General features: G+C 44.3%; 18 protein-coding genes. 2 read left to right on the top strand and 16 right to left on the bottom strand.

The features are described 5' to 3' along the window. The first annotated feature begins 128 nt into the window (after positions 1-128). Positions 129-1,133: a D-cysteine desulfhydrase family protein gene (locus tag QJS82_RS08095; RefSeq protein WP_281490136.1), complete on the top strand. Its 1,005-nt coding sequence runs from the start codon at positions 129-131 to the stop codon at positions 1,131-1,133. A gap of 61 nt (positions 1,134-1,194) precedes the next feature. Here the strand turns inward: QJS82_RS08095 and modB are convergent, their stop codons facing one another. From modB to QJS82_RS08015, 16 genes are all read right to left on the bottom strand, one after another. Continuing rightward, positions 1,195-1,896 carry a molybdate ABC transporter permease subunit gene (gene modB, locus QJS82_RS08090; protein WP_201618824.1) on the bottom strand — a complete coding sequence of 234 codons (702 nt, stop codon included), beginning with the start codon at positions 1,894-1,896 and terminating at the stop codon, positions 1,195-1,197. A 144-nt stretch (positions 1,897-2,040) separates the two neighbouring features. Next, positions 2,041-2,883, bottom strand: coding sequence for a molybdate ABC transporter substrate-binding protein (modA, locus tag QJS82_RS08085; protein WP_281490135.1), 843 nt, complete (start codon positions 2,881-2,883; stop codon positions 2,041-2,043). 94 nt (positions 2,884-2,977) lie between these two features. Further along, positions 2,978-3,469, bottom strand: a complete 492-nt coding sequence (locus QJS82_RS08080) for a molybdenum cofactor biosynthesis protein MoaE (protein ID WP_201628832.1) — start codon at positions 3,467-3,469, stop codon at positions 2,978-2,980. A 135-nt stretch (positions 3,470-3,604) separates the two neighbouring features. Next, positions 3,605-3,895, bottom strand: coding sequence for a MoaD/ThiS family protein (locus QJS82_RS08075; RefSeq protein ID WP_055125092.1), 291 nt, complete (start codon positions 3,893-3,895; stop codon positions 3,605-3,607). A gap of 60 nt (positions 3,896-3,955) precedes the next feature. Then, positions 3,956-4,393, bottom strand: coding sequence for a cyclic pyranopterin monophosphate synthase MoaC (gene moaC, locus QJS82_RS08070; protein ID WP_281491696.1), 438 nt, complete (start codon positions 4,391-4,393; stop codon positions 3,956-3,958). A gap of 190 nt (positions 4,394-4,583) precedes the next feature. Continuing rightward, positions 4,584-5,366: a molybdenum cofactor guanylyltransferase gene (gene mobA / locus QJS82_RS08065; RefSeq protein WP_281490134.1), complete on the bottom strand. Its 783-nt coding sequence runs from the start codon at positions 5,364-5,366 to the stop codon at positions 4,584-4,586. A 3-nt stretch (positions 5,367-5,369) separates the two neighbouring features. Further along, positions 5,370-5,900 (bottom strand): molybdenum cofactor biosynthesis protein B, encoded by a 531-nt coding sequence (moaB, locus tag QJS82_RS08060; RefSeq protein ID WP_201618819.1) that lies wholly within the window; start codon positions 5,898-5,900, stop codon positions 5,370-5,372. Positions 5,901-5,957: 57 nt separating this feature from the next. Further along, positions 5,958-7,067: a GTP 3',8-cyclase MoaA gene (gene moaA / locus QJS82_RS08055; protein WP_281490133.1), complete on the bottom strand. Its 1,110-nt coding sequence runs from the start codon at positions 7,065-7,067 to the stop codon at positions 5,958-5,960. A 367-nt stretch (positions 7,068-7,434) separates the two neighbouring features. Beyond that, a complete protein-coding gene (locus QJS82_RS08050; protein WP_281490132.1) occupies positions 7,435-8,730 on the bottom strand; it encodes a molybdopterin molybdotransferase MoeA in 1,296 nt (431 codons plus the stop codon). Positions 8,731-8,883: 153 nt separating this feature from the next. Next, positions 8,884-9,894 carry a peptidylprolyl isomerase gene (locus QJS82_RS08045; RefSeq protein WP_201618816.1) on the bottom strand — a complete coding sequence of 337 codons (1,011 nt, stop codon included), beginning with the start codon at positions 9,892-9,894 and terminating at the stop codon, positions 8,884-8,886. A 245-nt stretch (positions 9,895-10,139) separates the two neighbouring features. Then, the gene (locus QJS82_RS08040) at positions 10,140-11,321 is read right to left on the bottom strand and encodes a globin domain-containing protein (protein WP_281490131.1); all 1,182 of its coding nucleotides are present in this window, start codon (positions 11,319-11,321) and stop codon (positions 10,140-10,142) included. Positions 11,322-11,566: 245 nt separating this feature from the next. Beyond that, complete coding sequence (narI, locus tag QJS82_RS08035; RefSeq protein ID WP_281490130.1) at positions 11,567-12,292, bottom strand: respiratory nitrate reductase subunit gamma; 726 nt, start codon at positions 12,290-12,292, stop codon at positions 11,567-11,569. 14 nt (positions 12,293-12,306) lie between these two features. After that, the gene (gene narJ / locus QJS82_RS08030; protein ID WP_281491695.1) at positions 12,307-13,116 is read right to left on the bottom strand and encodes a nitrate reductase molybdenum cofactor assembly chaperone; all 810 of its coding nucleotides are present in this window, start codon (positions 13,114-13,116) and stop codon (positions 12,307-12,309) included. Between the two features lie 58 nt (positions 13,117-13,174). Further along, positions 13,175-14,713, bottom strand: a complete 1,539-nt coding sequence (narH, locus tag QJS82_RS08025; protein ID WP_144297179.1) for a nitrate reductase subunit beta — start codon at positions 14,711-14,713, stop codon at positions 13,175-13,177. A gap of 107 nt (positions 14,714-14,820) precedes the next feature. Beyond that, positions 14,821-18,579, bottom strand: a complete 3,759-nt coding sequence (locus tag QJS82_RS08020; RefSeq protein ID WP_281490129.1) for a nitrate reductase subunit alpha — start codon at positions 18,577-18,579, stop codon at positions 14,821-14,823. A gap of 408 nt (positions 18,580-18,987) precedes the next feature. Beyond that, a complete protein-coding gene (locus tag QJS82_RS08015) occupies positions 18,988-20,367 on the bottom strand; it encodes a NarK family nitrate/nitrite MFS transporter (RefSeq protein WP_201618812.1) in 1,380 nt (459 codons plus the stop codon). A gap of 513 nt (positions 20,368-20,880) precedes the next feature. Between QJS82_RS08015 and QJS82_RS08010 the strand changes: the two genes are divergently transcribed. Then, on the top strand, positions 20,881-22,932 hold the full coding sequence (locus QJS82_RS08010; RefSeq protein ID WP_201618811.1) for a histidine kinase: 2,052 nt from the start codon (positions 20,881-20,883) through the stop codon (positions 22,930-22,932). Positions 22,933-23,034: the final 102 nt, after the last annotated feature.

Genomic DNA, 23,034 nt, shown 5'->3' with positions numbered 1-23,034 from the left:
TATCGCCTATTCTTCATGTTAAGTTTTATACTGGCTTTAAGGTAGCAGACAGCACAGCTCGCTCTGCTTTTGTGGCTGTGCCAATATGCAAATTTTAGATAAATAATATAATAGGGATAAAATAAAATATGGACTATAACCACCTACCTAGAGAGCCATTAGGCTTCTTCCCAACCCCGTTAATTGAGCTGAAACGATTGAGTAGAGCCCTTGGCGGTCCCAAAATTTATATGAAAAGAGATGACAATACGGGGCTGGCATTGGGTGGCAATAAGACTCGCAAGCTTGAATTCATCATCGGTGATGCGCTTGCGAAAGGTGCTGATACGATTATCACCGCAGGCGCGATACAGTCAAACCATTGTCGTCAGACGGCAGCGGCGGCGGCAAGCTTAGGGCTGGAATGCCATTTAGTCTTGGGCGGCGAAGAGCCAGCGCTGGCAAGTGGCAATCTGTTGCTAGATAAGCTATTCGGTTGTCATATCCATTGGGCAGGCAATCATCGCAAAGGCGAAGATATTCCTCGCATCGTTGAGCAATTAACCAACCAAGGCAAAAACGTTTATGTGGTGCCGTACGGTGGCTCAAGTGAGCAAGGTGCGTTAGCCTTTGTAGAGGCGTTTAAAGAGCTAGAGTCGCAGCGTCAAAGCATGGGTATCTCCTTGACGCATATCGTGTTTGCGTCGAGCTCTGGCGGCACGCAGGCAGGCTTGATGCTTGGCAACAAAATCTTTAACTCACCTTATCAAATCGTGGGCATCAATATTGATAAAGGCGAAACCGATAAAGTCTCTTTTGATCAATATACACTGGCGCTTGCCAATAGCACGGCAAAATTAATCGGTGCAGATTGTGAATTTACTGCGTCAGATTTGATTCTTAACTCAGATTATGTTGGTGAAGGTTATGGCGTGGTGGGTGCATTAGAAAATGAAGCGATTGCCATGACTGCCCAAACGGAGGGGATATTGGTAGATCCTGTTTATACCGGTCGCGCGATGGGCGGGCTCATAGATATGATTCGTACGGGGAAAATCAAAGAAACCGATAGTGTTCTATTCTGGCATACTGGCGGTGCGCCGGCTTTATTTGCTTATGCCAACGAGTTGGATTTGGCGAAAAAACCCCAGTAATCTAGAAATTTAATTTCTTAAATGAAAAAGTTGAATTGTTATTAATTGATTAATTAAATGGTTATGGGCGTTGATTGAGCCGGCTGACACTGGCTATCAGCGCCACCATAATAATACCCATAATGATAAGAATCCCCGACATCATGTGTGCCGCCTCATAATTTAGCGCTTCTACTTGCTCGTAGATAGCGATAGAGACAACCTTGGTCTCATCTGAGATACTGCCGCCTATCATAAGCACCACGCCAAACTCGCCAATCGTATGGGCAAAGCTGATTAAACTGCCCAAAATAATTCCGATACGCGCCTGTGGTAGGGCGACCCTTATAAAACGTCTAAGACGGCTGGGTTCTAATAAATGCGCGACTTCCATGACGCTTGCTGGAATACGTAAAAACTGGGCGTAAACGGGCTGAATATAAAAGGGTAAGGAGTAGATAATGGAGCCGATAACCAGTCCTTCAAAGGTAAAAACTAAAGGGCTGATGTTGTGCTCGATAAGCCATTTACCAATACCGACGCTGGGGCTTAGCAGTAATAATAAATAAAAACCAATCACGGTAGGCGGTAAGACCAGCGGCATGGCAATGATGCCCATCAGTAAAACTTTAAGACGAGATACCGTTTGCCCACGGCTGGGTTTGGCAAGCCAATAGGCCACAGGAGTAGCGAACAGCAGTAAGCATAAGGTGGTGATAGCAGCAAGCTTGATACTTACCCAAACGGGGCTTAGCATGTCTACTATCAGAGATTGAGCAATCATAGCGTCACTTATCAACTGGCTTAGTCCATGCTAACCGTTTCATTTATCCTAACCGTCTACTTAATCACTTTATTTGCAAGTGTATCAATAAACGCATGTATTTAATTTATTAATCAATCCGTCAATCCGTCAATCCACAAAGCCTTATCGGTCAACCACAAGATAGCCGGCTTTAGAAAAATACTGCTGTCCAGCAGGCGCGCGCAGATAGTTGGAAAAATCTGTCGCGGCAGTAGCCTCACTAAGCACTATTCCATCTTGCAAAATAGCTGGATAAGACTCTGGCGCTAACGTATAAAATTGCTCAGGCGTGGCTTTAATCGCCGTCAGTTGTGATTGGGCGACAAAGCCATAATCGACATTGCCAGTATGCGCATATTGAAACGCTTGCCCGATATTTTCAGCTTGTATAATACGATTTTGTTCAGTGAGTGTGTCAAAGATATTCTGCGCTTGTAGATACGCTTGTGCTGACTGGCCATAAGGGGCAAGTTCTGGATTGGCAATGGTGATTTTACTATCAGAACCCGTCGTCAATAATTCATTTAAGGCAGTAGGGTTGAGTCCTTGTAGAGATTTAGTCGTGCTATACAGTGCCAGTTGACCTTGGGTATAGGTAAACGGCTGATAAGTTGTTTTGTCAGCAGACTTTAAATTATCTAATTTCTCTTTGGCAAGTTTGGCAGGGAATTCTTGATTGGCAGATAAGAATATATCGTACGGTGCGCCAGAAATAATTTGCGCATATAGCTTACCTGAAGAGGCGTAAGTCACCTCAATCTCTTGCGCCGGCAAGTTTTTATCCGTTTTATATGCAGCAATAATCTCAGGCAATACATCAGATAAGTTGGCAGCAGCAGCGATACGCAGCGTTTGATTCTGCTCAGTGGTGTTGTCGGCATCTGATTGGATAGGCTGAGTGGTTTGCTCTTTGCTACAAGCAGTTAGCATTAATGCTAAGCAAGCTGAGGTTATTATTTTAGTCATTATTATGGAACCTTCCTGTTATTGCTTGCCATTATTGCTCATTGTTATTGCTAAAGGTTAGCTATCGCCTTGAGCAGTTATTTGAAGCGCATTTTTAACCGTTATTGCTAAGCCATTTTGAAGAGTCATCTTGGTAATATTCTTGCTTCCAAACTGGAATATCAGCTTTTATGGTATCCAATATCCAGCGGCAAGCATCAAAAGCAGGATAGCGATGGGCAGAGACCACGCCAACCCAAACGGCGACATCACCAATCTCTAGCGCACCGATACGATGGATGGCAATCGCATGGGTAATCTCAAAGCGCTTTTTGGCCTCTTTAATAATGGCGCGACCTTGATTGATGGCGAGGTCTTCGTAGCCATAATAGGTCAAACGATTGACGCTACTGGCATTATTATGATTGCGAACGCGGCCCTCAAAGCATACAAACGCGCCGCAGCTGTCATCATCAAGGGTGCTTTTAAGCCGACTTTCATCAATATCGGTATCTAACAGCGCAAAACCATCACGTTCAGCGATGAGATACGCCTCATCGATGCTACGCTTGATGCTCATCGACTGCCCATGTACATTGTCTGTCATTTTTTCTGCCTATTATTTAACAATATTGTATAACGAGGTTTTTAACTTTTAAGCATCGCGTAAAGTAACGCTGCTCATAAAAAGTAGATTGATAAAGAAGGATAGGTGAGTAGGTTAATAAAAAGCTATTTTAAATTAACCACCAGCAACAGGGGTGATAAAAACCACGCTATCGCCGTCATAAATCTCATCCGTCCACTTGGCAAAATAGTCATTTACCGCCACGCGCAGCTCTGACTGCGGGCGACTAAAGCGATGCTTTTGGCGCAGCTGCTCATACAATTCGGTCAATGATGTTGACTGTGGCACCTTGATTTTTTCTTCATGACAATTGGCTTCATCGGCTAAGCTGGCAAAGTATAAAACGTTAATATTCATCAAGGCATCTATCTCTGAATTTGTATTGCTTTCTACTAAAGTGCTCATAGAAATCTCCATTATTTATTCATTACTAAGCTTTTTGTAGATGGTATTCATAAAGCCAATTTAAGCATGTTGATAATCGGATTTACCGCCGGTTTTTTTCATGAGATGGATATTATCAATCACAATGTCATGCGAGATGGCTTTGGTCATATCATAAATGGTTAAGCAGGCGACGCTAACGGCGGTTAATGCTTCCATTTCTACTCCAGTCTTATGAGTAACTTTAACCGTGGCGGTCACGGCAATGCTATGGTTTGCATCATCGTATGCAAAGCTTAAGCTGATTTTATCTAAGGGCAGAGGATGGCAAAGTGGAATCAGGTCCTGGGTGCGTTTGGCAGCCATAATGCCAGCGATATGAGCAGTTTGGGTGATACTGCCTTTTTTGGTCATACCGTCCGCGGCTTTGATTTGCATATAAATGTCGGCAGGAAAAACCACTTGTCCGCTTGCATGTGCTTCTCTGGTGCTCGTCGTTTTACCACTCACATCAACCATGGTGATATCACCGTCGCTGTCTAAATGGGATAAGCCAGATTGGTTGCTTGTTTGCTTGGTTGGTTGCTTGCTTGCTTGATTACTGTTTTTTTGACTGTCGCTATTCATCTTTATTTCTCTTAAATGGCAGGTTTTTCTTAAAGTTGCTTTCTTTAACTAAACCTTTAACTAAACCTTTAAATAAACCTTTTTATAAGTTGTTTAAGGCTAAACAAGCACGGGAAAAATCTTTAGGCGTATTGAAATTGGTTAACTCTTGCCATGCTTTTGCAAAAGGGACAGGCTGCACAATCGGCTTAATAAACTTCATTACTTGCCGCTGCCCATCGTCAATATAACGCTTTAAATCAGGCTCCATATCCAAGCGGTATAGACCTAACAATGGATATAAATGACTGTCATCGGTCAGGCAAATGACAGATTTGTCTGCAGCTTGCGTGATATAAGGTTGCAGTTTTTGCCATAAATCGGTGACAGGAATCAAGCTATCGCAGCTAATGACCAGCAGCCAAGATTGCTGCCAGCTTGCGTCTTTTGTTAATGGGTTTGACCTTGCCAAACGCTTTAATGATTGCAGCGCTGCTTCAATCGCTACCAACGCGCCGCCGGTTTCAATCGATTTGTCATCTTTATTAGAAAGATTTTTGCCAGATATATTTTTGCTAGAAAGAGCGTTAGCAGATAGATAATCCCTAATACGAAAAATTGATGACTTCGAACTCTTAATCAAATTTGGATTGATGCTAAAGCCACGTCCATTATCGGCAATCATAATAGGTATATTGCTCATCATCGCAGCACTTAATTCAAGCGCTTGTCTGACATGATAATCAAGCAAACGCTCACCTGTTGGTAAGATAAGCTCAGCTTTTTGCGACCCCATACGTTTGGATGCGCCGCCCGCCAAAATAACGATACCTGCTAAATGATTGAATCCATCTGCTTTGATTAAGCTATCCGCAACTTCAAGCATGAATCAATCGTGACCTGGATTGGTGCGCATAAAGTGCGGCACAAAGTTACAAGGACGCGTACGGCTGTCGAGCTGCTCTTGTAAGATACCTTCCCAAGCGGTGCGGCAAGCGCCTGATGAACCGGGTAGGCAAAAAATACCCGTGCCATTTGCCATGCCAGCTACGGCGCGAGATTGAATGGTAGACATACCGATATCGTCTTTTGAGATTAAGCGGAACATTTCACCAAAACCATCGACTGATTTATCAAATAAGACGCCAACCGCCTCTGGCATGCTGTCTCTAATATAAAAGCCAGTACCGCCCGTGGTGATGATAGCGTGCACATCTGGGTCGGCAATCCAGTTACTGATGACGGCTCTAATTTTATAAATATCATCAATAATCAGCTGACGATCGGCAAGTTGGTGCCCTGCGGCGGTCAGTTGGTCAACCAAATATTGCCCTGAGGTATCTTCTGCAATAGTACGACTGTCAGAAACCGTTAAAATAGCGATATTAAGCGGGGTAAAGGGGGCTTGCAGCTTACTCATGGATATTCCTTAATAAATGCGCTTGCTGTGAAAATAAAAGTTTTTATTATTAATAAATCAACCGCCAATCATCGACAAGTTATTCATCATGCCACTGTTTGATTCGTGAAGATGATGATGCTCAGGTTTAATCGGCATAAAGCTATGCAGGGTATTAACGAGCCCTGCCACATCGTCTTGTTCGAGATACTGACGAATATCGTAGTTACCTTGGTCGAATAGACACAGATGCACCTTGCCTTGACTACTTACCCGCAAACGATTGCAGCTATCACAAAAATGGGCAGCATAAGGAGCAATTAGTCCGATACGCCCTTGATAATCTGGATGGCTATATTCTATCGCTGGACCGTCGTTGCTACCACGTATATGGGTTTGCCAGCCGTGTTTACTTAAATAATTGGTAATGATATCGGACTGTGCATGCTGGGCAAAAAACAAATCGCTGTTGTCACTGGTCTGCATAAATTCAATAAAGCGATAAGTAATAGCTCTATCTTTGACATAGTCGATGGCATTCATTAGATTTTCAAAGGCGGTTTCAGCCATTAAAATACTGTTTATTTTCAGCTTAATATCTGTGGTTGCCAGTAAGGTATCCATATCAGCCAGCAATTGTGGCAACATATCAAAGCCAGTCATCTTATGGAAGGTCGCGGCATCAAAGCTGTCCATACTGATATTCAGCTGATTCAGCCCAGCCGCTTGCCAGCTAGCTAAGTGCTTACCAAGTTTATATCCATTACTGGTCATGGCAACCGTTTCAATGCCTTCGGTGTTTTTGATGGTTTTAATAATGTCGACCACGTCACGGCGTATAGAGGGTTCACCGCCAGTAATCCTAACTTTTTTAGTACCGACTTGGGCAAAGCCGCGGACTAAGGTAGCAATTTCAGTAACACTGAGCTCGTTTTGTGGTGGTTTGCCTTGATAGCCATCAGGCAGGCAATATTCACAGCGGAAATTACAGAAATCAGTAATCGATAGACGCAAATAGGTGAGACGTCGTGCGAAACCATCGGTTAATGGTTGAGAGAGCGTGGCCGGAGAATACGTCGATGTGATAGCAGTTTTCGATGAGTCACCATCAAAAATAGCGGGTGCAGCGGCAGGCGAATACAATTGCGCATTACCTACGTTACCTGCGTTGGGGGCAAGATGGTTCATAGATGATTACCATTAATATTAAGTATAGTGTGTACTTTTAGGCGTTGCCTCAGGTTGTGAGTGGGAAAATCCATTTAAATACGATTATGACAGCTTGCTAGCAAATAACCATTCACCATAAGTGAGCTGAAAACTACCACCAAAGTAGTAGATGCTCATTGGTTATGATTTTTAAAATCAAGATACACCCTAAGCAGTTTCTCATGATTTATGGCTAATCAACAGTATAAAGAGTTATTAACTGTGTAACTCGTTATACCCTTGATTAGCCATGCAACTTTTTACCTATACCGTTATTAATGATTCAATTGTTTAGCTGTTGTTTAGCTGTTGTTTAGCTGTTGTTTAGCTGTTGTTTAGCTGTTGTTTAGCTATGCAACCAAGGGAAGGGCTGCACTTTTACGGTTTCACCGGCAGCTATATTGCCAGATTCTTGCGCCAAGACAATAAAGCAATTGGCGTGGCTAAGCTGTTTGATACGGTGCGATTGTTGCTTGCTAAAGCTCTCAACGTGAAATTCGCCAGCGTCATTCTGCGACAAAATTCCTCTTTGGAAATCCATCCGTCCGGCTGATTTTTTAATATCGTTTTTAAGCGTTGCGGTTAGGCTAAGCTGCATGGGGCGCTCTTGTGGCGCAGCGCCTGCCATCTGCCATAAGGCTGGAATGACAAATTGTAAGCTACCAACGACGGTTGATAGCGGATTACCGGGTAAGCCAAAATATAATACCGGCTTGGCAAGATTTTGTGTCAGCTCGCCAAAGACAAACGGCTTACCGGGTTTCATCGCCACTTTATAATGATTAATTTGCCCAAGCTGTTCAATGACGGTAGTTAAAAAGTCATAGTCGCCAACCGATACGCCAGCCGTAGAGATAAGGGCGTCGCACTCTTGCATCGCTTGGGTTACGGCAGTGGTAGTCTTTTCTAAATCATCAGCAATGATGCCATAATCACGAATAGTGATAGGCAAATGGGCGAGTAAGCTCTTTAGAGTAGGGGTGTTGGAGTTATAGATTTGCGCCAAGCTGGTCAGCTCATTACCAATTGCAACGAGCTCATCACCCGTTGCCAGTACCCCAACGATTAAAGGCTGATATACCTTCACTTTATCTAGGCCTAAATTAGCCAGTAAACTGATATCAGCAGGATTTAAGCGCTTACCTGTTAATAAAATCGCTTCGCCAGTTTCAATCTCTTCGCCTTGCTTGCGGATATTGTCATCAGGTTTAGCGTCTTGACTGAGGGTAATAGCATAAGGCTGTGATTTATCAATACTCTCTTTTATTGCGGTAAAGTTGGTGTTCTCTTGCATAATGACCGTATCACAGCTATCAGGAACGACCGCACCGGTAAATATACGCACCCCTTGTCCTGCTGTGATGTCACCATCATAAGGGCTGCCCGCTTGTGACTCACCGACGATATCAATCGTGCTGTTTGCTGCAAGCACGCTGTCTTTAGCAATCGCATAACCATCCATCGCCGATAGATTTTGCCTTGGTATTGCAAAGGGCGAAACAATATCTTCTGCCAATATATGATTGCGGCTGTCTAATAAGTCGTAACTAACGACGTCTCTTTTATATAGCGGATAGTCGTTAGTATTATAAGTTTCTATGCGCTGCTGTATTTCAGAGATAAGCTCTGCAACCGTAATCATAAACGTCTACTCATTTTATTAATATTGAACTGTGTTATTGATATCGAACGACACATAGCATAAATAGCATAAGAGGTAGGTAATGTCTTAAGAACCTTTATACCATAACAGCTATTTTATAACATAAGAATTAAGTGACCGACAGCGCATTGCTTAACCACGGAAGATATTCTCTTGCTCAAGCGTCATCTCGATACCTTCGATATCCGCCTCATTCGCTAAGGTAAACAAATAATCGCATAATGCTTGGTGAAAGGCTTGCTGGCTCAGCTTATTATGGATCGCAGGGCTGACTTGCTCGTAAGTCATCTGAATACCAGATTCTTTATTTAGCACCTCAACGATATGAAAACCGTAACGGCTCTCGATAGGGCTTGGGGCAAGTCCTTTGTCTAGCTTAAATAACGTGCTTTCAAATTCTGGTACGGTTTGTCCTTTGCTAATAACGCCCAGCTCACCACCTTGCTCTTTTGAAGGGCAAGCCGAATGCTGGCGTGCCAATTGGATAAACTCGGCATCAGGATTGGCGTTATTTTTGATTTGTTCGATAAACTCGTAAGCGGTCTTTTTGAGCTTTAGGCGCTCATCGCCATCTTCAGGCGGGCAGGCTAATAAAATATGGCGTACGGTCATGATGGGATCGGTCTTAAAGTCCGTAATATTTTGGCTATAATAGCGCTCACAGGTTGCCATATCTGGCATCGTTGCTTGAACGTTTTTGTCTATTAAAGTAGAAATCGCTTGCTCTTCATCGTTTTCCCATGCCGTCTCACCAAGACTTGGCTCGTCCAAAACCGCCAATCTGAGTAATTCACGCACCACCAGTGCTTGCGTCGCTAAAAATACCGCATCTTCTTTGTTCTCCGCTGGATGATATTGCAGCTCTTGGGCGATATTGGTTCTATCTATCATCACACCATTGACCGTCACTGAAGGCAGCTCATCACGGCTAGAGGCAATCAGGTTCTTATGATTGCTGCGTTCTTCCGCCATCGCTTTTTCGATAAATTCTTGGTCAGAATGTGGTTTTTGCAAGTCGGATAGGGTTGGCATGACCCGCAGAATATCATCCCCATTACCAGTTGCTATATGATTGGCAGCAGTAGAGGCATGAGCGTTTTGGTTGCTGGTATGATCGGCTGGATTGTAGGTACTAACAGTCATGGCTTTTGCTCCATTAAGGGTTCTGATAAAAGGAATCGGATGATAAATATCGTTAAATACGATTAAAGTTTTACGTCAAAAATTAAATAAAAAAATAGAGCCGCCTTTAAATTATTTACGCACTGATGAAGCGTTTAAAGGCGGCTCTATGGCTGTTGCTAATTGACTTTGTATTATCTTTAACCAAGTATTGAGCGCATTTTCTATCTTACTCAATGCTTAAATACTTAGTTAGACTGATAATATTAAGCCAACTCTAGGCTCATCTTCGGACCAAAGGGTTCGTAATGAACGCTATCAACGCCATGGTCGAGAGTCATTAAACCGTCGATGATGCTTTCCATAAACATCATAGAACCACAAACATAAATATCGGCAGGCTTCGGTAAAGTAGCAAGCCATGCTTCGTCTAGAATTTGCCCTGACTCAAAGTAGAAGATATGCTTTTCGACGTTTTCAGCGGCGGCAAGCAACTCATTAACCTTGCTGTCAAAGGCATGATGTTCCTTATTCTGACAAGCATAAACCCAAATAATAGGGCGTAGTGGATTGGCCGCTACTTGCGCCTCTAACATTGATAAAATTGGCGTGACGCCAACACCGGCACTGACCAATACCAATGGGATTTCGTTTTGTTGTACTAGCTCTTGGTTAAGCTCAAAATCACCGGCAGGGGCAGATAGTAAAATCGTATCGCCAACGTCTAAGTGGTCATGTAAGTAGTTCGACACTAAGCCATTATGCTCGTTACGGTTGTCGCGTCTAACGGCAAACTGAATACCTCTATCGCTATTCGCTGAATATAAAGAATAATGACGGAGGGCAATATGCTTACTGTCTTTTGGGTCAGTTTTAACCGTGATGTATTGACCAGCAGACAATTTGAGTTTGCTTAAATCAATATCAGCATTTACGGGAACGACGGTAAAGGCAGCAATGTCAGTCGCGGCTTCTGCTTTTTCGGTAATTTTAAACGGCGCAAAACCTGACCACATTTCTTGCTCGTACATGCCGTGTTCGATTTGGATAAATACCGAAGCGATTTCATCATAGGCTTCTGTCCAAGCATTGATGATGTCATCGTTCGCCGCTTCACCCAGTACTTCTTTAATAGCACCCAATAAATGATGACCAACAATCGGGTAGTGCTCTGGCAAAATTTGCAAAGCGCGATGCTTATGGCTGATTTGGGTAACTTGCGGCAATAATGTCGCCAATTTTTCCAAATGCTTAGCCGCGGCCAAAACAGTCATGGCAAGTGCGGTTTGCTGACGACCTAGTTTTTGGTTGGTCTCGTTAAAAATATCCAGTAGTTCAGGATGTTCGTTAAACATATTTTTATAAAATACGGTCGTAATCGCGGTTCCATGTTCTTCGAGTACAGGAACGGTTGCTTTCACGATTTCTAGGGTTTTTGGTGACGCCATGGTGGATCCTTTAGTGATATTTCACATTGATAAGTTTTGGGATTAAAGCTCAAACTATGAATCTGACAACTGTCATTAAGAAAACCATCATTAAACTGTTAAAAAAGCGCTGGGATTAAGCATTTAACCGTCTAATAATTGAGTGGTTTCTATAAGATTCATTAAAAATGAATCTTATAGTATCGTAACTTCATCCAAACATCAATGCTGTATCGCTATTGTGGCTATTTCTATTGGCAACGTTTCTATTGCGAACGTTTCTCTCTGACAATCTGATAACGGCGACCGAAATACCAGATTGGCGCGCTGATAATATGGATAAGCCGTGTAAATGGAAATATCGCAATCAGGGTGATGCCGAGCGCCATATGCAGCTGATAAATAAGGTCAGTTTGCTCAATACGTGCTGCTGCCTGCCAAGGTCTTAAGATAGTGATGTCTTGTGCCCAGCCGGCCAAATTCATCATGGTGTAGCCATCTAGATGCTTCACTGAGGTAAAGATGGAAATAAGACCTAAGTTAAGCTGAATAAATAACAGCACCAGTACCAATTTGTCCGAGAACGATGAAGTGTTTGAGATGCGGTCATCGGTAAAGCGTCGCCACATCAGCATGACTAAGCCAAACCAACAAAACACCCCCGCGATACCACCGACAACCACCGCTAAAATCTGCTTATGCCCAGCGCTGATAAAACGATCATAAAGAAAATGTGGCGTCAACATCCCAAATAAATGCCCGAGCAAAACCACAATAATACCGACGTGGAATAGGTTGCTGGCAAGGCGCATGTTTTTGGTTCTGAGCATTTGTGTCGAACCAGATTTCCATGAATACTGAGATAAATCAAAACGTACCCAAGTACCGATGATAGCGATGGTCAAGGCTACGTACGGATAAACGCCAAAAAGGAAAATTTGCAGCCAACTGAGGTTGGCTAAAGACTGTACACTAGGATCTGCGATATTCATGTCCTTTCTCCTTATTAGGGTTTAACCGGTTGGTTGGTTTTAAAGTCTACCCAGTGCACAGGGGCATCGACCGCATTTGCAGCAGCGGCGTTTTTTATCCCCGCTTTTGCCGCAAGGTTTTGGGTACTCGTCTGTGACGGGCAGCGCTCTTCTTGTTGCACATCCAAAAACGTCACCACTTCTTCTTCCCATTCTTTATCTAAGGCTTCAAAGCTGTCATCGCGCTTTTCTTTGCTGATTTTTTCTTGATACTCTTCAACAATCTCAAGCGGTTTACCCGCGATTTGCAATAGCGCATTAAAGCAGCCTTTATACAGGCTACCGCGATCCTCTAATCTGGCAGCAAGCAGCGCAATGATATGGCTGACGTCAGCGATATCCATACGAATTTGAATGTCGTCTTCGATAATGGTCGCTTGATAGGCTAAAAATTCAAGGTATAAAGGCAGATAATCAGGCAGCTCTTTGACGCTAATCTCAAAGCCAGCTTCTTGATACTGACCCATCAAATCGACCATCGCTTGACCACGGTCGCGCGATTCGCCATGTACATGCTCAAACAACCACAATGATAAAGAACGACCGCGCTCAAACAGACCGTCATAACGCGCTTGCGCCTCAAGAGAGCCGGTATCGATTAAATCTTCAATCAAGTCGATGATTTGCGTGCGTACTTCTGGGCTAATCAGCGTTGATGTGGCGACAATCTCGGTGCAATCGGCAAGCGTATCGCCTAAAAACAGCTCATTGCTTGGATAGTCGATAAGTAAGCTTAAGACCTTGAGTAGCTTCAAATCAGAGTTACCGATAGTTGGTGACTCCATCGATGAAGTAATAGGTTCATGCACCGAAGTATTATTATTAAATTGAGTAGTTTGCATCTTATGACTCCCACTTTTGGACAGTATCGATGAAATCGCGGCGATTGGCTTTACGTTGGCCAAACATACTGTTGTCAGAATGTCCTGAACAGCCCTCGCCAAAGGTAAATCCGCAACCATTACGTTCAGCAAAAGCGTCACTTAACGCCTCTTCACGATGCGCCGTTGGAATCACAAAGCGGTCTTCGTAATTGGCAATAGCTAAGTAGCGATACATTTCCTCAACTTGTAGCTTGGTCAAACCAACATCATCTAAAATGCTTTGTACTTCTTGTTTTTCGACCAGTTGCATACGCTTATAGCTACGCATCGCCAGTAGGCGTTTTAATGCCAAACGTACTGGCTCTTCATCACCGGCGGTAAGCATATTGGCAAGATAGCGCAGTGGAATACGTAAGCTGTCGACATCTGGAATGAGGCCATCCATACCGACTTTGCCCGCTTCAGCAGCGTTTTGAATCGGTGATAACGGCGGCACATACCAAACCATAGGCAGCGTGCGGTACTCAGGGTGTAGCGGTAGCGCAAGTTTCCAATCCATCGCCAGCTTATAAACTGGTGAGCGCTGCGCTGAATCAATAACCGATTGCGGGACACCGTCTTTTAACGCTTGAGCGATAACGGCAGGGTCGTTAGGATCTAAGAATACGTCCAACTGCGCTTGATAAAGGTCTTGCTCGTTAGGCGTGCTTGCCGCTTCGGCGATTTTGTCTGCGTCATAAAGCAGTACGCCCAAGTAGCGGATACGACCAACACAGGTTTCTGAGCAAACTGTCGGCAAGCCTGCTTCAATACGCGGATAACAGAAGATACATTTTTCAGATTTCCCCGATTTCCAGTTATAGTAAATTTTCTTATAAGGGCAGCCTGAGATGCACATGCGCCAGCCGCGACATTTTTCTTGGTCAATCAAGACGATGCCGTCTTCTTCACGCTTATAAATCGCGCCACTTGGGCATGATGCGACGCATGTAGGGTTCAAGCAATGCTCGCACAGACGCGGCAAATACATCATAAAGGTGTTTTCGTATTCGCCATAAATCTCCGCTTGAATGTTGTCGAAGTTTTTATCTTTGCGACGTTTTTCAAACTCTGAGCCGAGGATTTCTTCCCAGTTAGGACCCCATTCAATCTTTTGCATGCGTTTGCCGGTGATGGCTGAGCGCGGGCGGGCGATAGGTTGATGGTTGCTGATAGGGGCGGTATGTAGATGCTGATAATCGAAATCAAACGGTTCGTAATAATCATCAATCTCTGGCAAATCAGGGTTGGCAAAGATATTGGCCAATACTCGAAATTTACCACCGATGCGCGGATTGATGGTGCCGTTGGCATTACGTATCCAGCCGCCTTTCCATTTGGTTTGGTTTTCCCACTCTTTGGGGTAGCCGATACCGGGTTTTGACTCAACGTTGTTAAACCACGCATATTCCATACCTTCACGGCTGGTCCAGACGTTTTTACAGGTGACTGAGCAGGTGTGACAACCGATACATTTATCAAGGTTAAGCACCATGCCGACTTGCGAACGAATTTTCATGGATCTGTGCTCCAAATATTAGTAGAAAAAGCAGCCTTTATTCTTCATTGATGTCGTTTTAAAAATATGTCTTTTAAAACGACGGGTTTTCAATAGAAGAAAACGCTTTAATCCTCAATGGTGGTTGGTAGTGGACGCGGTAATTCGTTATCTGGCTTATCTTCTAGCCAATCGATTTTTGACATTTTACGAATCACGACAAACTCGTCACGGTTACAGCCAACGGTGCCATAATAGTTAAAGCCATAAGACTGCTGGGCATAGCTACCAATCATGTGGGTCGGCTTCAAAATCGTCCGAGTGACTGAGTTATGGATACCGCCGCGCGTGCCTGTTTGCTCAGAACCGGGAATATTGACCAGTTTTTCTTGGGCGTGATACATCATGGTCATGCCTTCTTTGACCCGCTGGCTAACGATGGCACGAGCCGTAATGGCACCATTAGCATTGAACAGCTCAATCCAATCGTTATCGACGATGTCAGCTTTTTGGGCATCGACTTCTGACATCCAAACACAAGGGCCGCCACGGCTTAGGGTTAGCATGAGCAAGTTTTCAGAGTAGGTACTGTGGATGCCCCATTTTTGGTGCGGTGTTAAAAAGTTCAGTACAATCTCTTTATTACCATTTGGCTTAGCGTCTTTGAGCAGCTCAGTGGTCTTAGTATCAATCGGTGGACGATACTGCTGCATTTGCTCGCCAAACGCTTGCATCCAAGGATGGTCTTGATAAAACTGCTGGCGACCAGTAATCGTGCGCCAAGGAATCAGCTCATGGACGTTGGTATAACCGGCGTTATAACTGACTTCATCTGACTCAATACCTGACCACGTTGGGCTTGAGATGATTTTGCGTGGTTGGGCGACGATATCTTTGAAACGGATTTTTTCATGTTCGCTAGATTTGGCAAGGTGAGTATGGTCGCGACCGGTGAACTCAGAGAGTGCAGCCCAGCCTTTTACCGCCACATGACCATTGGTTTCAGGCGCGAGCATCAAAATCATCTCAGAAGCGTTAATCGCCGTATTAAGACGCGGTCTGCCTTCAGAGATACCCGTTTCAGTCACACGGTGATTTAAATCGCCAAGCTGTTTGACCTCGGTTTTCATATCCCAATTCAGACCTTTTGAGCCATTGCCTAATTTTTCTAGGGCAGGACCAAGCGAGGTGAATTTGGCATAAGTATTCGGATAGTCACGCTCAATCACTTTAATCATCGGGCAGTTTTTACCCGGCACAGGTTTTTCGCCAGCGGTTTTCCAGTCAGTGCCACCAAATGGCTGCGCAAGCTCGCCCGGCGTGTCATGTTGCATCGGCAAAGTAACGACGTCGGTTTCAACACCTAAGTGACCTTTTGATACTTCAGAGAAGCTCTTGGCAATGCCTTTATAAATTTCCCAATCGGTTTTAGATTCCCACGCAGGGTCGGTTGCCGCAGTTAATGGGTGGATAAAGGGGTGCATGTCCGAGGTATTCATGTCATCTTTTTCGTACCACGTTGCTGTTGGTAGTACGATGTCAGAATACAAGCAAGTAGAAGACATACGGAAGTCTAGGGTGACAACCAAATCTAATTTGCCAGTAGGGCCTTTTTCTACCCAATCGACTTCTTTTGGTTGCAGGTGACCCTCTGCATTTTCTTTATTGAGCAAGCCGTTTTTGGTGCCCAAGAAATAATGCAGCATGTATTCATGGCCTTTACCTGATGAGCCCAATAAGTTTGAGCGCCAGATAAACATATTGCGCGGGAAGTTGTCAGGATTATCAGGGGATTCACAAGCAAAGCGTAAGCTGCCGTCTTGTAGAGAATCGACCACATATTCTTCCACATCTTTGCCACTTTCTTTGGCTTTGGCGGCGATGGTCAATGGGTTACGATTGAGTTGCGGCGCTGAAGGTAACCAGCCTGCGCGTTCTGCTTGAATGTTGTAATCAAGCATATGCTCAGGGAAAAACTTTTTATCGACGAGAGGCGAGAGGATTTCATGGGCAGAGATGGTCTCATGACGCCACTGTGAGCTGTGATTGTAAAAGAAGCTCGTGCCATTCATATGACGCGGTGGACGATGCCAATCAAGGGCAAAGGCCAATGGCAACCAGCCGGTTTGAGGGCGTAGTTTTTCTTGCCCAACATAATGCGCCCAGCCGCCGCCAGATTTACCGATACAGCCGCATAGCATGAGCATGTTAATCACGCCGCGATAGTTCATATCGAGGTGATACCAGTGGTTCATACCCGCACCAATGATAATCATCGATTTACCATGAGTCTTATGGGCGTTTTCAGCGAATTCACGCGCGACTTGGATGACGCGCTCACGGCTCAGACCGGTGATGACTTCTTGCCAAGCAGGCGTGCCCGGTACGGTGGCATCGTTATAGTCGTCGGTGACGTGCTCGCCGCCAACGCCATTATCAACCCCAAGGTTGGCCACGGTTAAATCAAAGACGGTCGCCACGATAGCGGTTGTGCCATCGGCCAAAGTAATGGTTTTACAAGGGACGGTTTTTTGCTGTATCGCTTCGCCCGGTACCGAGGTAAAATGCGGATGATCTACATGACCAAAGTAATCAAAGCCGACTTTGCAGGTTTCATTGCTGTCTTTTAAAGTCAGCGTTAGGTCAATATCTGCGCCTGTGGTGCCATTTTTTTGTTCAAGATTCCATTTGCCTTTTTCGCCCCAACGATAACCGATAGAGCCAAGCGGAGAAACCAGCTCGCCATCACTATTTAGACCGATGGTTTTCCATTCTGGGTTGTTTTCTTGACCTAAATTATCGATTAAGTCAGAAGCACGCAGATAGCGACCCGCATGGCGTGCGCCTTCTTCACCTTCTAGCATGACGAGCACAGGTAAGTCGGTATAGCGTTTGGCATAGTCTAAGAAATATTCACTTGGCTGCTTAAGATAAAACTCTTTGATAATCACATGACAGAATGCTTGCGCGACTGCCGCATCGGTCCCTTGTTTTGGGTTTAGCCATAAGTCAGTTAATTTCGATACTTCCGCATAGTCGGGCGTGATAGAGACGGTTTTGGTACCTTTATAACGCACTTCGGTAAAGAAATGCGCATCAGGGGTCCGCGTTTGCGGAACGTTTGAGCCCCACGCAATAATATAGTCAGAGTTATACCAATCGGCTGACTCTGGCACGTCAGTCTGCTCGCCCCAAACCATTGGCGATGCTGGTGGCAGGTCACAATACCAGTCATAAAACGATAAGCAGACGCCGCCAATTAATGATAAATAACGACTACCAGCAGCATAACTGACCATCGACATCGCAGGAATCGGAGAGAAACCGACGATACGGTCAGGACCAAAGGTTTTGGCGGTATAAACATTACTGGCAGCGATGATTTCATTGACTTCCGCCCATGTCGAGCGGATAAAGCCACCCAAACCGCGCTTAGATTTGTACTGTTCTGCTTTGATAGGGTCTTGGACAATACTGCCCCACGCATCGACTGGATCAGGATACTGTGCTTTGGCTTCACGCCATAATTTTAATAGTGGCTTACGTACTTTAGGGTATTTCACACGGTTCGCTGAGTACATATACCAGCTGTAGCTTGCGCCACGAGGACAGCCGCGCGGTTCGTGGTTTGGTAAGTCTGGACGGGTTTCTGGATAGTCGGTTTGCTGCGTCTCCCACGTCACCAAGCCGTTTTTGACGTAGATTTTCCACGAGCAAGAACCGGTACAGTTGACGCCATGCGTTGAGCGCACAACTTTGTCATACTGCCAACGGCTACGATACACATTTTCCCAATCACGAGACTCATCGCGCGTCTCGCCATGCCCATCGGAGAATTCGCCCTGTTTACGTTTAAAAAAACGGAATTGGTCGAGTAAATGGCTCATTTCGCTATCCTCTGTTTTATTGCCTAAGGTGTATCTAGAGCTGAGTGCAGAATGCTTCTATCTTGATAGTGCTTGATATCGGTATGCAGCTAAGCCGTAAATATTATTTCGATAGCGTCATTTTAAGTAAGCCGTCACCCTCTTACTATCAGCTAACATGAGCAGGGCACTACCACCTTAGTAGTAGCGGCAAGTTATCAAATTTGCTTAAAAAAACTGTTAAGTGTCTAATTATTGAGCGTCTAATCGTTAAACGTCCATGAGCCATGCTTATTTAGCAGCTGGAAATTACTTAGCAAAAATTTAAAACAAAAAAAGTGCTACTCACATCAGCAAGTAGCACTTCATAGGGTTGGTTATTGCTCATTCAAAAGACGGTTGTTAAAGGGTTGTTATAAAATATCTGCTTTAACAAGGAATCTCAGCATTAGCACGGCTGTAATACCACCAAGTCAATACGATACAGAGAATGTAAAAGACAATTAAGGCGATAAAGGTGCCATCAATACCCAGTCCTGAACCGAACATTTTTGGTATAAAGAACGCGCCATAAGCGGCGATTGCTGAGGTGAATCCAACCACCGCTGCAGACTCTTTACGTATTTCAATAAATAGCGGCTCTGTCCCTGCTTTTTCAGGCTCAAGGCGCTCATGAAAGGTTCTAAAAATAACTGGAATCATGGTAAAGGTAGAGCCGTTACCGATGCCCGTGGTAATAAACAACACCATAAAGGAGATAAAGTAGCCGACAAAGCTGCCCTCATGGGTCTCGCTAGGTAGGAAGTACATCACCGCCAATACCGCCAACACCATCACGATATAGTTCCAAAAGGTGACTTTTGCGCCGCTGGTTTTATCAGATATCCAACCACCTAGTGGACGAAATAGCGCACCAACCAAGGGACCTAAGAAAGCAAATTTAAGCGCATCAATGGCAGGAAATGAGTTTTTAATCAACATCGGAAATGCGGCGGAAAAACCAATAAAGGAGCCAAAGGTTGCCATATAAAGAATACACATAATCCAGTTATGTTTGCGTTTAAAGATAACGGATTGGTCTTTAAACGAGGCTTTGGCGGTGGCAATGTCGTTCATGCCAAACCATGCCAATGCTGAAAATAGCAGAATAAAGGGTACCCAAATAAAGCCTGCATTTTGTAGATAAAACAGCTGACCGCTGGCAGAGACTTGTGGGTCGCCGCCTAAGCTACCGAATGCTGCTACCAATATAATCATCGGGACGACGAACTGCATCACTGACACGCCCAAATTACCCAAACCAGCGTTTAGCCCAAGCGCTGTGCCTTGTTCCGCTTTTGGATAAAAGAACGAGATATTGGACATGGACGAGGCAAAGTTACCACCGCCAAAGCCGCAAAGCAGCGCAATAATGGCAAATATCATAAACGGCGTATCAGGATTCTGAACCGCAAAGCCCATCCATAATGCCGGAATTAACAGAGACAAGGTTGATATCGCTGTCCAACGCCGACCACCAAAAATTGGCACCATAAAAGAATAAAAAATCCGTAGCGTCGCCCCTGATAGTCCGGGTAGCGCGGCGAGCCAAAACAGCTGCCCGCCATCAAAATCAAAACCAATCTCAGGTAAGCGCACGATGACCGCGCTCCATACCATCCATACTGCAAACGCCAGCAGCAAGGATGGAATGGATATCCATAAATTGCGAGTGGCGACTTTTTTGCCGCCCCCTTTCCAGAACTCATCTATCTCAGGTCGCCAGTCAGTGATGAGCTTACCACCTTTGAAGTTGTAATCATTGCCCATACTATTCCTCACTTAATATCATTTATGCTTAGTTATAATGGATAGTTTTATAACCTTAAGCCGTTATAAAAATTACCGTATGCAGTCGCTTTGATTGTTGTTAATGACCGCTCGTATATGGGTTAGGTTGATCCGGTAGATTGATGTCTGTGACCAATGCGCCCTTGATAACAGCAAATCATCACAATCAATGGTTTTATAGAAACGATAACTCACGGTACTGCGTTATCCCGATGATGAGTATTCATACATAGTGGTATACTGATGGCTAAAAGAGGTATGTTGCGGGCAGAATGATTACTAAAAGTTTGCTCTGAATGGACTGATGTAGTTTTTATTTTTTGAAAAGTGTGGAGTTTTTAACCAGAACTGGTTTGAGATTGGTTAGGCGCACTTGGTGTTTCTAAGATGTTTTTAAGGCTTTTTTTAAGATGCCTTTAATACTTTTAGTAAGTTGTTAACGCTGATACTGAGCACCTCTTTTTTACTAATTTTGATGGGTAAATGCTATTCATGAAGTCTATTCAACGCCGCCAGTCTTTAACCCTTCATGCTTGGGGCGCTATTATTATCATCGCCATCTTATCCTTGATGTCAGCGTTGGGGAGTGGGGCGCTGGCTTGGGTAGCACGGTCTGATGCGGAGGCGATTAATACCGCAGGCTCGATACGCATGGCCACTTATCGCATTAGCTTTCAGATTGCGACTGGTTTTTCCGATGACCATCCTTTTAGCTCAAGTTTAAATATTAACCAAGATAGCGTCAGCGACCAAGAAAATGAGACGTCTGTTAAACAAGGTAAATTAGATTTTTCTAATAAAAACACCGCCGAAAAGACCGCTATCTTGATTAAGGATATGGAAAATCGGCTGGCAGAATTGCAGATCTATCAGCTAACGAGTGCCAATAGACATACGCTCATCAATGAGCAGCTTAATAAGATAAAAGACCAATGGTATCAAGACTTAAAGCCGACTTTATTGGCGCAGGATAAAGCGGCGTTTTATGGCGTTTCTGCCAGTTATATCGAAGATGTGAACCGCTTTGTTGGTGAGCTGCAGTACCGAAACGAGCAGCGCCAGACATGGCAGCAAAACCTGCAAATCCTCTCGTTGATACTGACCATCATTATTGTGCTGATTGGCATGCGCCGTTTGCAAAAATCGGTACTGCTGCCCATTCAGCAATTGATAAAAGCCAATAACCAATTTAAAGACGGTCAGTTCAATACCAGAGTGTCCATCGCAGGCTATCGAGAGTTTGAAGTGCTTGGCAATTCTTTCAATGATATGGCAAGTACGATTGAGACCTACCAGCGCTCGCTTGAGAGTGAGGTGCAGGTAAAAACCCAGCATTTGGTCAAAGCCAACCAAGTGCTGTCGCTGTTTTATGACTTTTCAAAATCGCTGACCACCAGCCAAGTGAGCTTATATCAGCTCGATGCTTTGATTGCAGATTTCAGTAAGACCTTGCCGCATCTAGAATTTACCTTGTGCATACAGAATAAATATATCACCAGTAAAAATGCCATCGTTCTGCATGGCGAAAAAATGAAAGAGCTGTGTAAAAAGCTCAACTGTGATAACTGCGCAACGAAAAACGGCGAACATACCAAGTCTTATCCTATTGTTCATCAACAAGAAGAATTTGGCGAATTGCGCGTGCGACCAAAGTCGACGCTGGTCATGAATCGCTCTTTTGTCACTGATGGCGACGATAATGCTGATAATCATAGCAATATAACACCAGAACAGCTTATTCAAATGACCGAAGCGGGCAGCATTTTCCCATTTAGCAGTCCTGAATTGGATGCGCAAAATAACGAGCTCATCGTCTCACTGACCAACTTAATCAGTACCGCCTTATCGCTGCGTAAGCAAAAACAGCAAGAGCATCAGCTGATTTTATTTGAAGAGCGCTCGACCATTGCTAGAGAGCTGCATGATTCTTTGGCGCAGTCGTTGTCTTATCTAAAAATCCAAGTCAGCGTCCTTGAGAGACACCTTAAAAACGCTGGCAGCGAGCCCGTCAAAGCACCGGTAGCGCAAAATATCGAACAGATAAAAATGGGGCTAGGCTCCGCTTATCAGCAGTTAAGAGACTTGTTGGTGACCTTTCGCTTGACCATCGATAACGATAATTTCGACGAAGCCTTGCACGATGCTGCCAGTGAGTTTGCCTCAAAAGGCGATTTTAATATAACGGTGCACAACCATATTATGACGCTTAATTTGAGCGCCACTGAGCAGATAGATTTGATTCAGATTGCCAGAGAAGCGCTGTCAAATATCAGCCGCCATGCAAAAGCACAAAACGTCGCAATTCATTTGGAATACGAGGACGGTGATAAATATATCGTCATGAGTATCATCGATGATGGCGTTGGCATATCTGGCGGTGTCGATCAAACCCAGCATCATGGCTTGATGATTATGAAAGAGCGCGCCCATAATATCGGCGGCGAACTTATCGTGACCGATAACGAGCCACGCGGCACTATCGTTACGGTCAGATTTGAGCCCAATTTCTTTGATGAAGAGAGTAATAAAGATGCTTATTTATAAGCTCATAATATTGTGATTTTAAGCGATTGAATGGTCTTTTTTAAAGTTGTTGATTGGCGTTTTTTTGGCGGATTTTTCTAACCAGTTTCATTTTTAAATATG

Source organism: Psychrobacter maritimus (assembly GCF_029953575.1).
Classification (GTDB): domain Bacteria; phylum Pseudomonadota; class Gammaproteobacteria; order Pseudomonadales; family Moraxellaceae; genus Psychrobacter; species Psychrobacter maritimus.
This window is presented reverse-complemented; position numbering and strand designations above follow the sequence as displayed.

Excerpts from the sequence above, each read along its gene's own strand:
- QJS82_RS08095 (WP_281490136.1), top strand. The coding sequence starts at position 129 with ATGGACTATAACCACCTACCTAGAGAGCCATTAGGCTTCTTCCCAACC.
- QJS82_RS08080 (WP_201628832.1), bottom strand. The coding sequence starts at position 3,469 with ATGACAGACAATGTACATGGGCAGTCGATGAGCATCAAGCGTAGCATC.
- QJS82_RS08010 (WP_201618811.1), top strand. The coding sequence starts at position 20,881 with ATGAAGTCTATTCAACGCCGCCAGTCTTTAACCCTTCATGCTTGGGGC.
- QJS82_RS08075 (WP_055125092.1), bottom strand. The coding sequence starts at position 3,895 with ATGAGCACTTTAGTAGAAAGCAATACAAATTCAGAGATAGATGCCTTG.
- QJS82_RS08040 (WP_281490131.1), bottom strand. The coding sequence starts at position 11,321 with ATGGCGTCACCAAAAACCCTAGAAATCGTGAAAGCAACCGTTCCTGTA.
- moaB (WP_201618819.1), bottom strand. The coding sequence starts at position 5,900 with ATGAGTAAGCTGCAAGCCCCCTTTACCCCGCTTAATATCGCTATTTTA.
- QJS82_RS08015 (WP_201618812.1), bottom strand. The coding sequence starts at position 20,367 with ATGGGCAATGATTACAACTTCAAAGGTGGTAAGCTCATCACTGACTGG.
- mobA (WP_281490134.1), bottom strand. The coding sequence starts at position 5,366 with ATGCTTGAAGTTGCGGATAGCTTAATCAAAGCAGATGGATTCAATCAT.
- modB (WP_201618824.1), bottom strand. The coding sequence starts at position 1,896 with ATGATTGCTCAATCTCTGATAGTAGACATGCTAAGCCCCGTTTGGGTA.
- QJS82_RS08045 (WP_201618816.1), bottom strand. The coding sequence starts at position 9,894 with ATGACTGTTAGTACCTACAATCCAGCCGATCATACCAGCAACCAAAAC.
- narH (WP_144297179.1), bottom strand. The coding sequence starts at position 14,713 with ATGAAAATTCGTTCGCAAGTCGGCATGGTGCTTAACCTTGATAAATGT.
- narJ (WP_281491695.1), bottom strand. The coding sequence starts at position 13,116 with ATGGAGTCACCAACTATCGGTAACTCTGATTTGAAGCTACTCAAGGTC.
- moaA (WP_281490133.1), bottom strand. The coding sequence starts at position 7,067 with ATGAACCATCTTGCCCCCAACGCAGGTAACGTAGGTAATGCGCAATTG.
- moaC (WP_281491696.1), bottom strand. The coding sequence starts at position 4,393 with ATGGTTGATGTGAGTGGTAAAACGACGAGCACCAGAGAAGCACATGCA.
- QJS82_RS08050 (WP_281490132.1), bottom strand. The coding sequence starts at position 8,730 with ATGATTACGGTTGCAGAGCTTATCTCTGAAATACAGCAGCGCATAGAA.
- modA (WP_281490135.1), bottom strand. The coding sequence starts at position 2,883 with ATGACTAAAATAATAACCTCAGCTTGCTTAGCATTAATGCTAACTGCT.
- QJS82_RS08020 (WP_281490129.1), bottom strand. The coding sequence starts at position 18,579 with ATGAGCCATTTACTCGACCAATTCCGTTTTTTTAAACGTAAACAGGGC.
- narI (WP_281490130.1), bottom strand. The coding sequence starts at position 12,292 with ATGAATATCGCAGATCCTAGTGTACAGTCTTTAGCCAACCTCAGTTGG.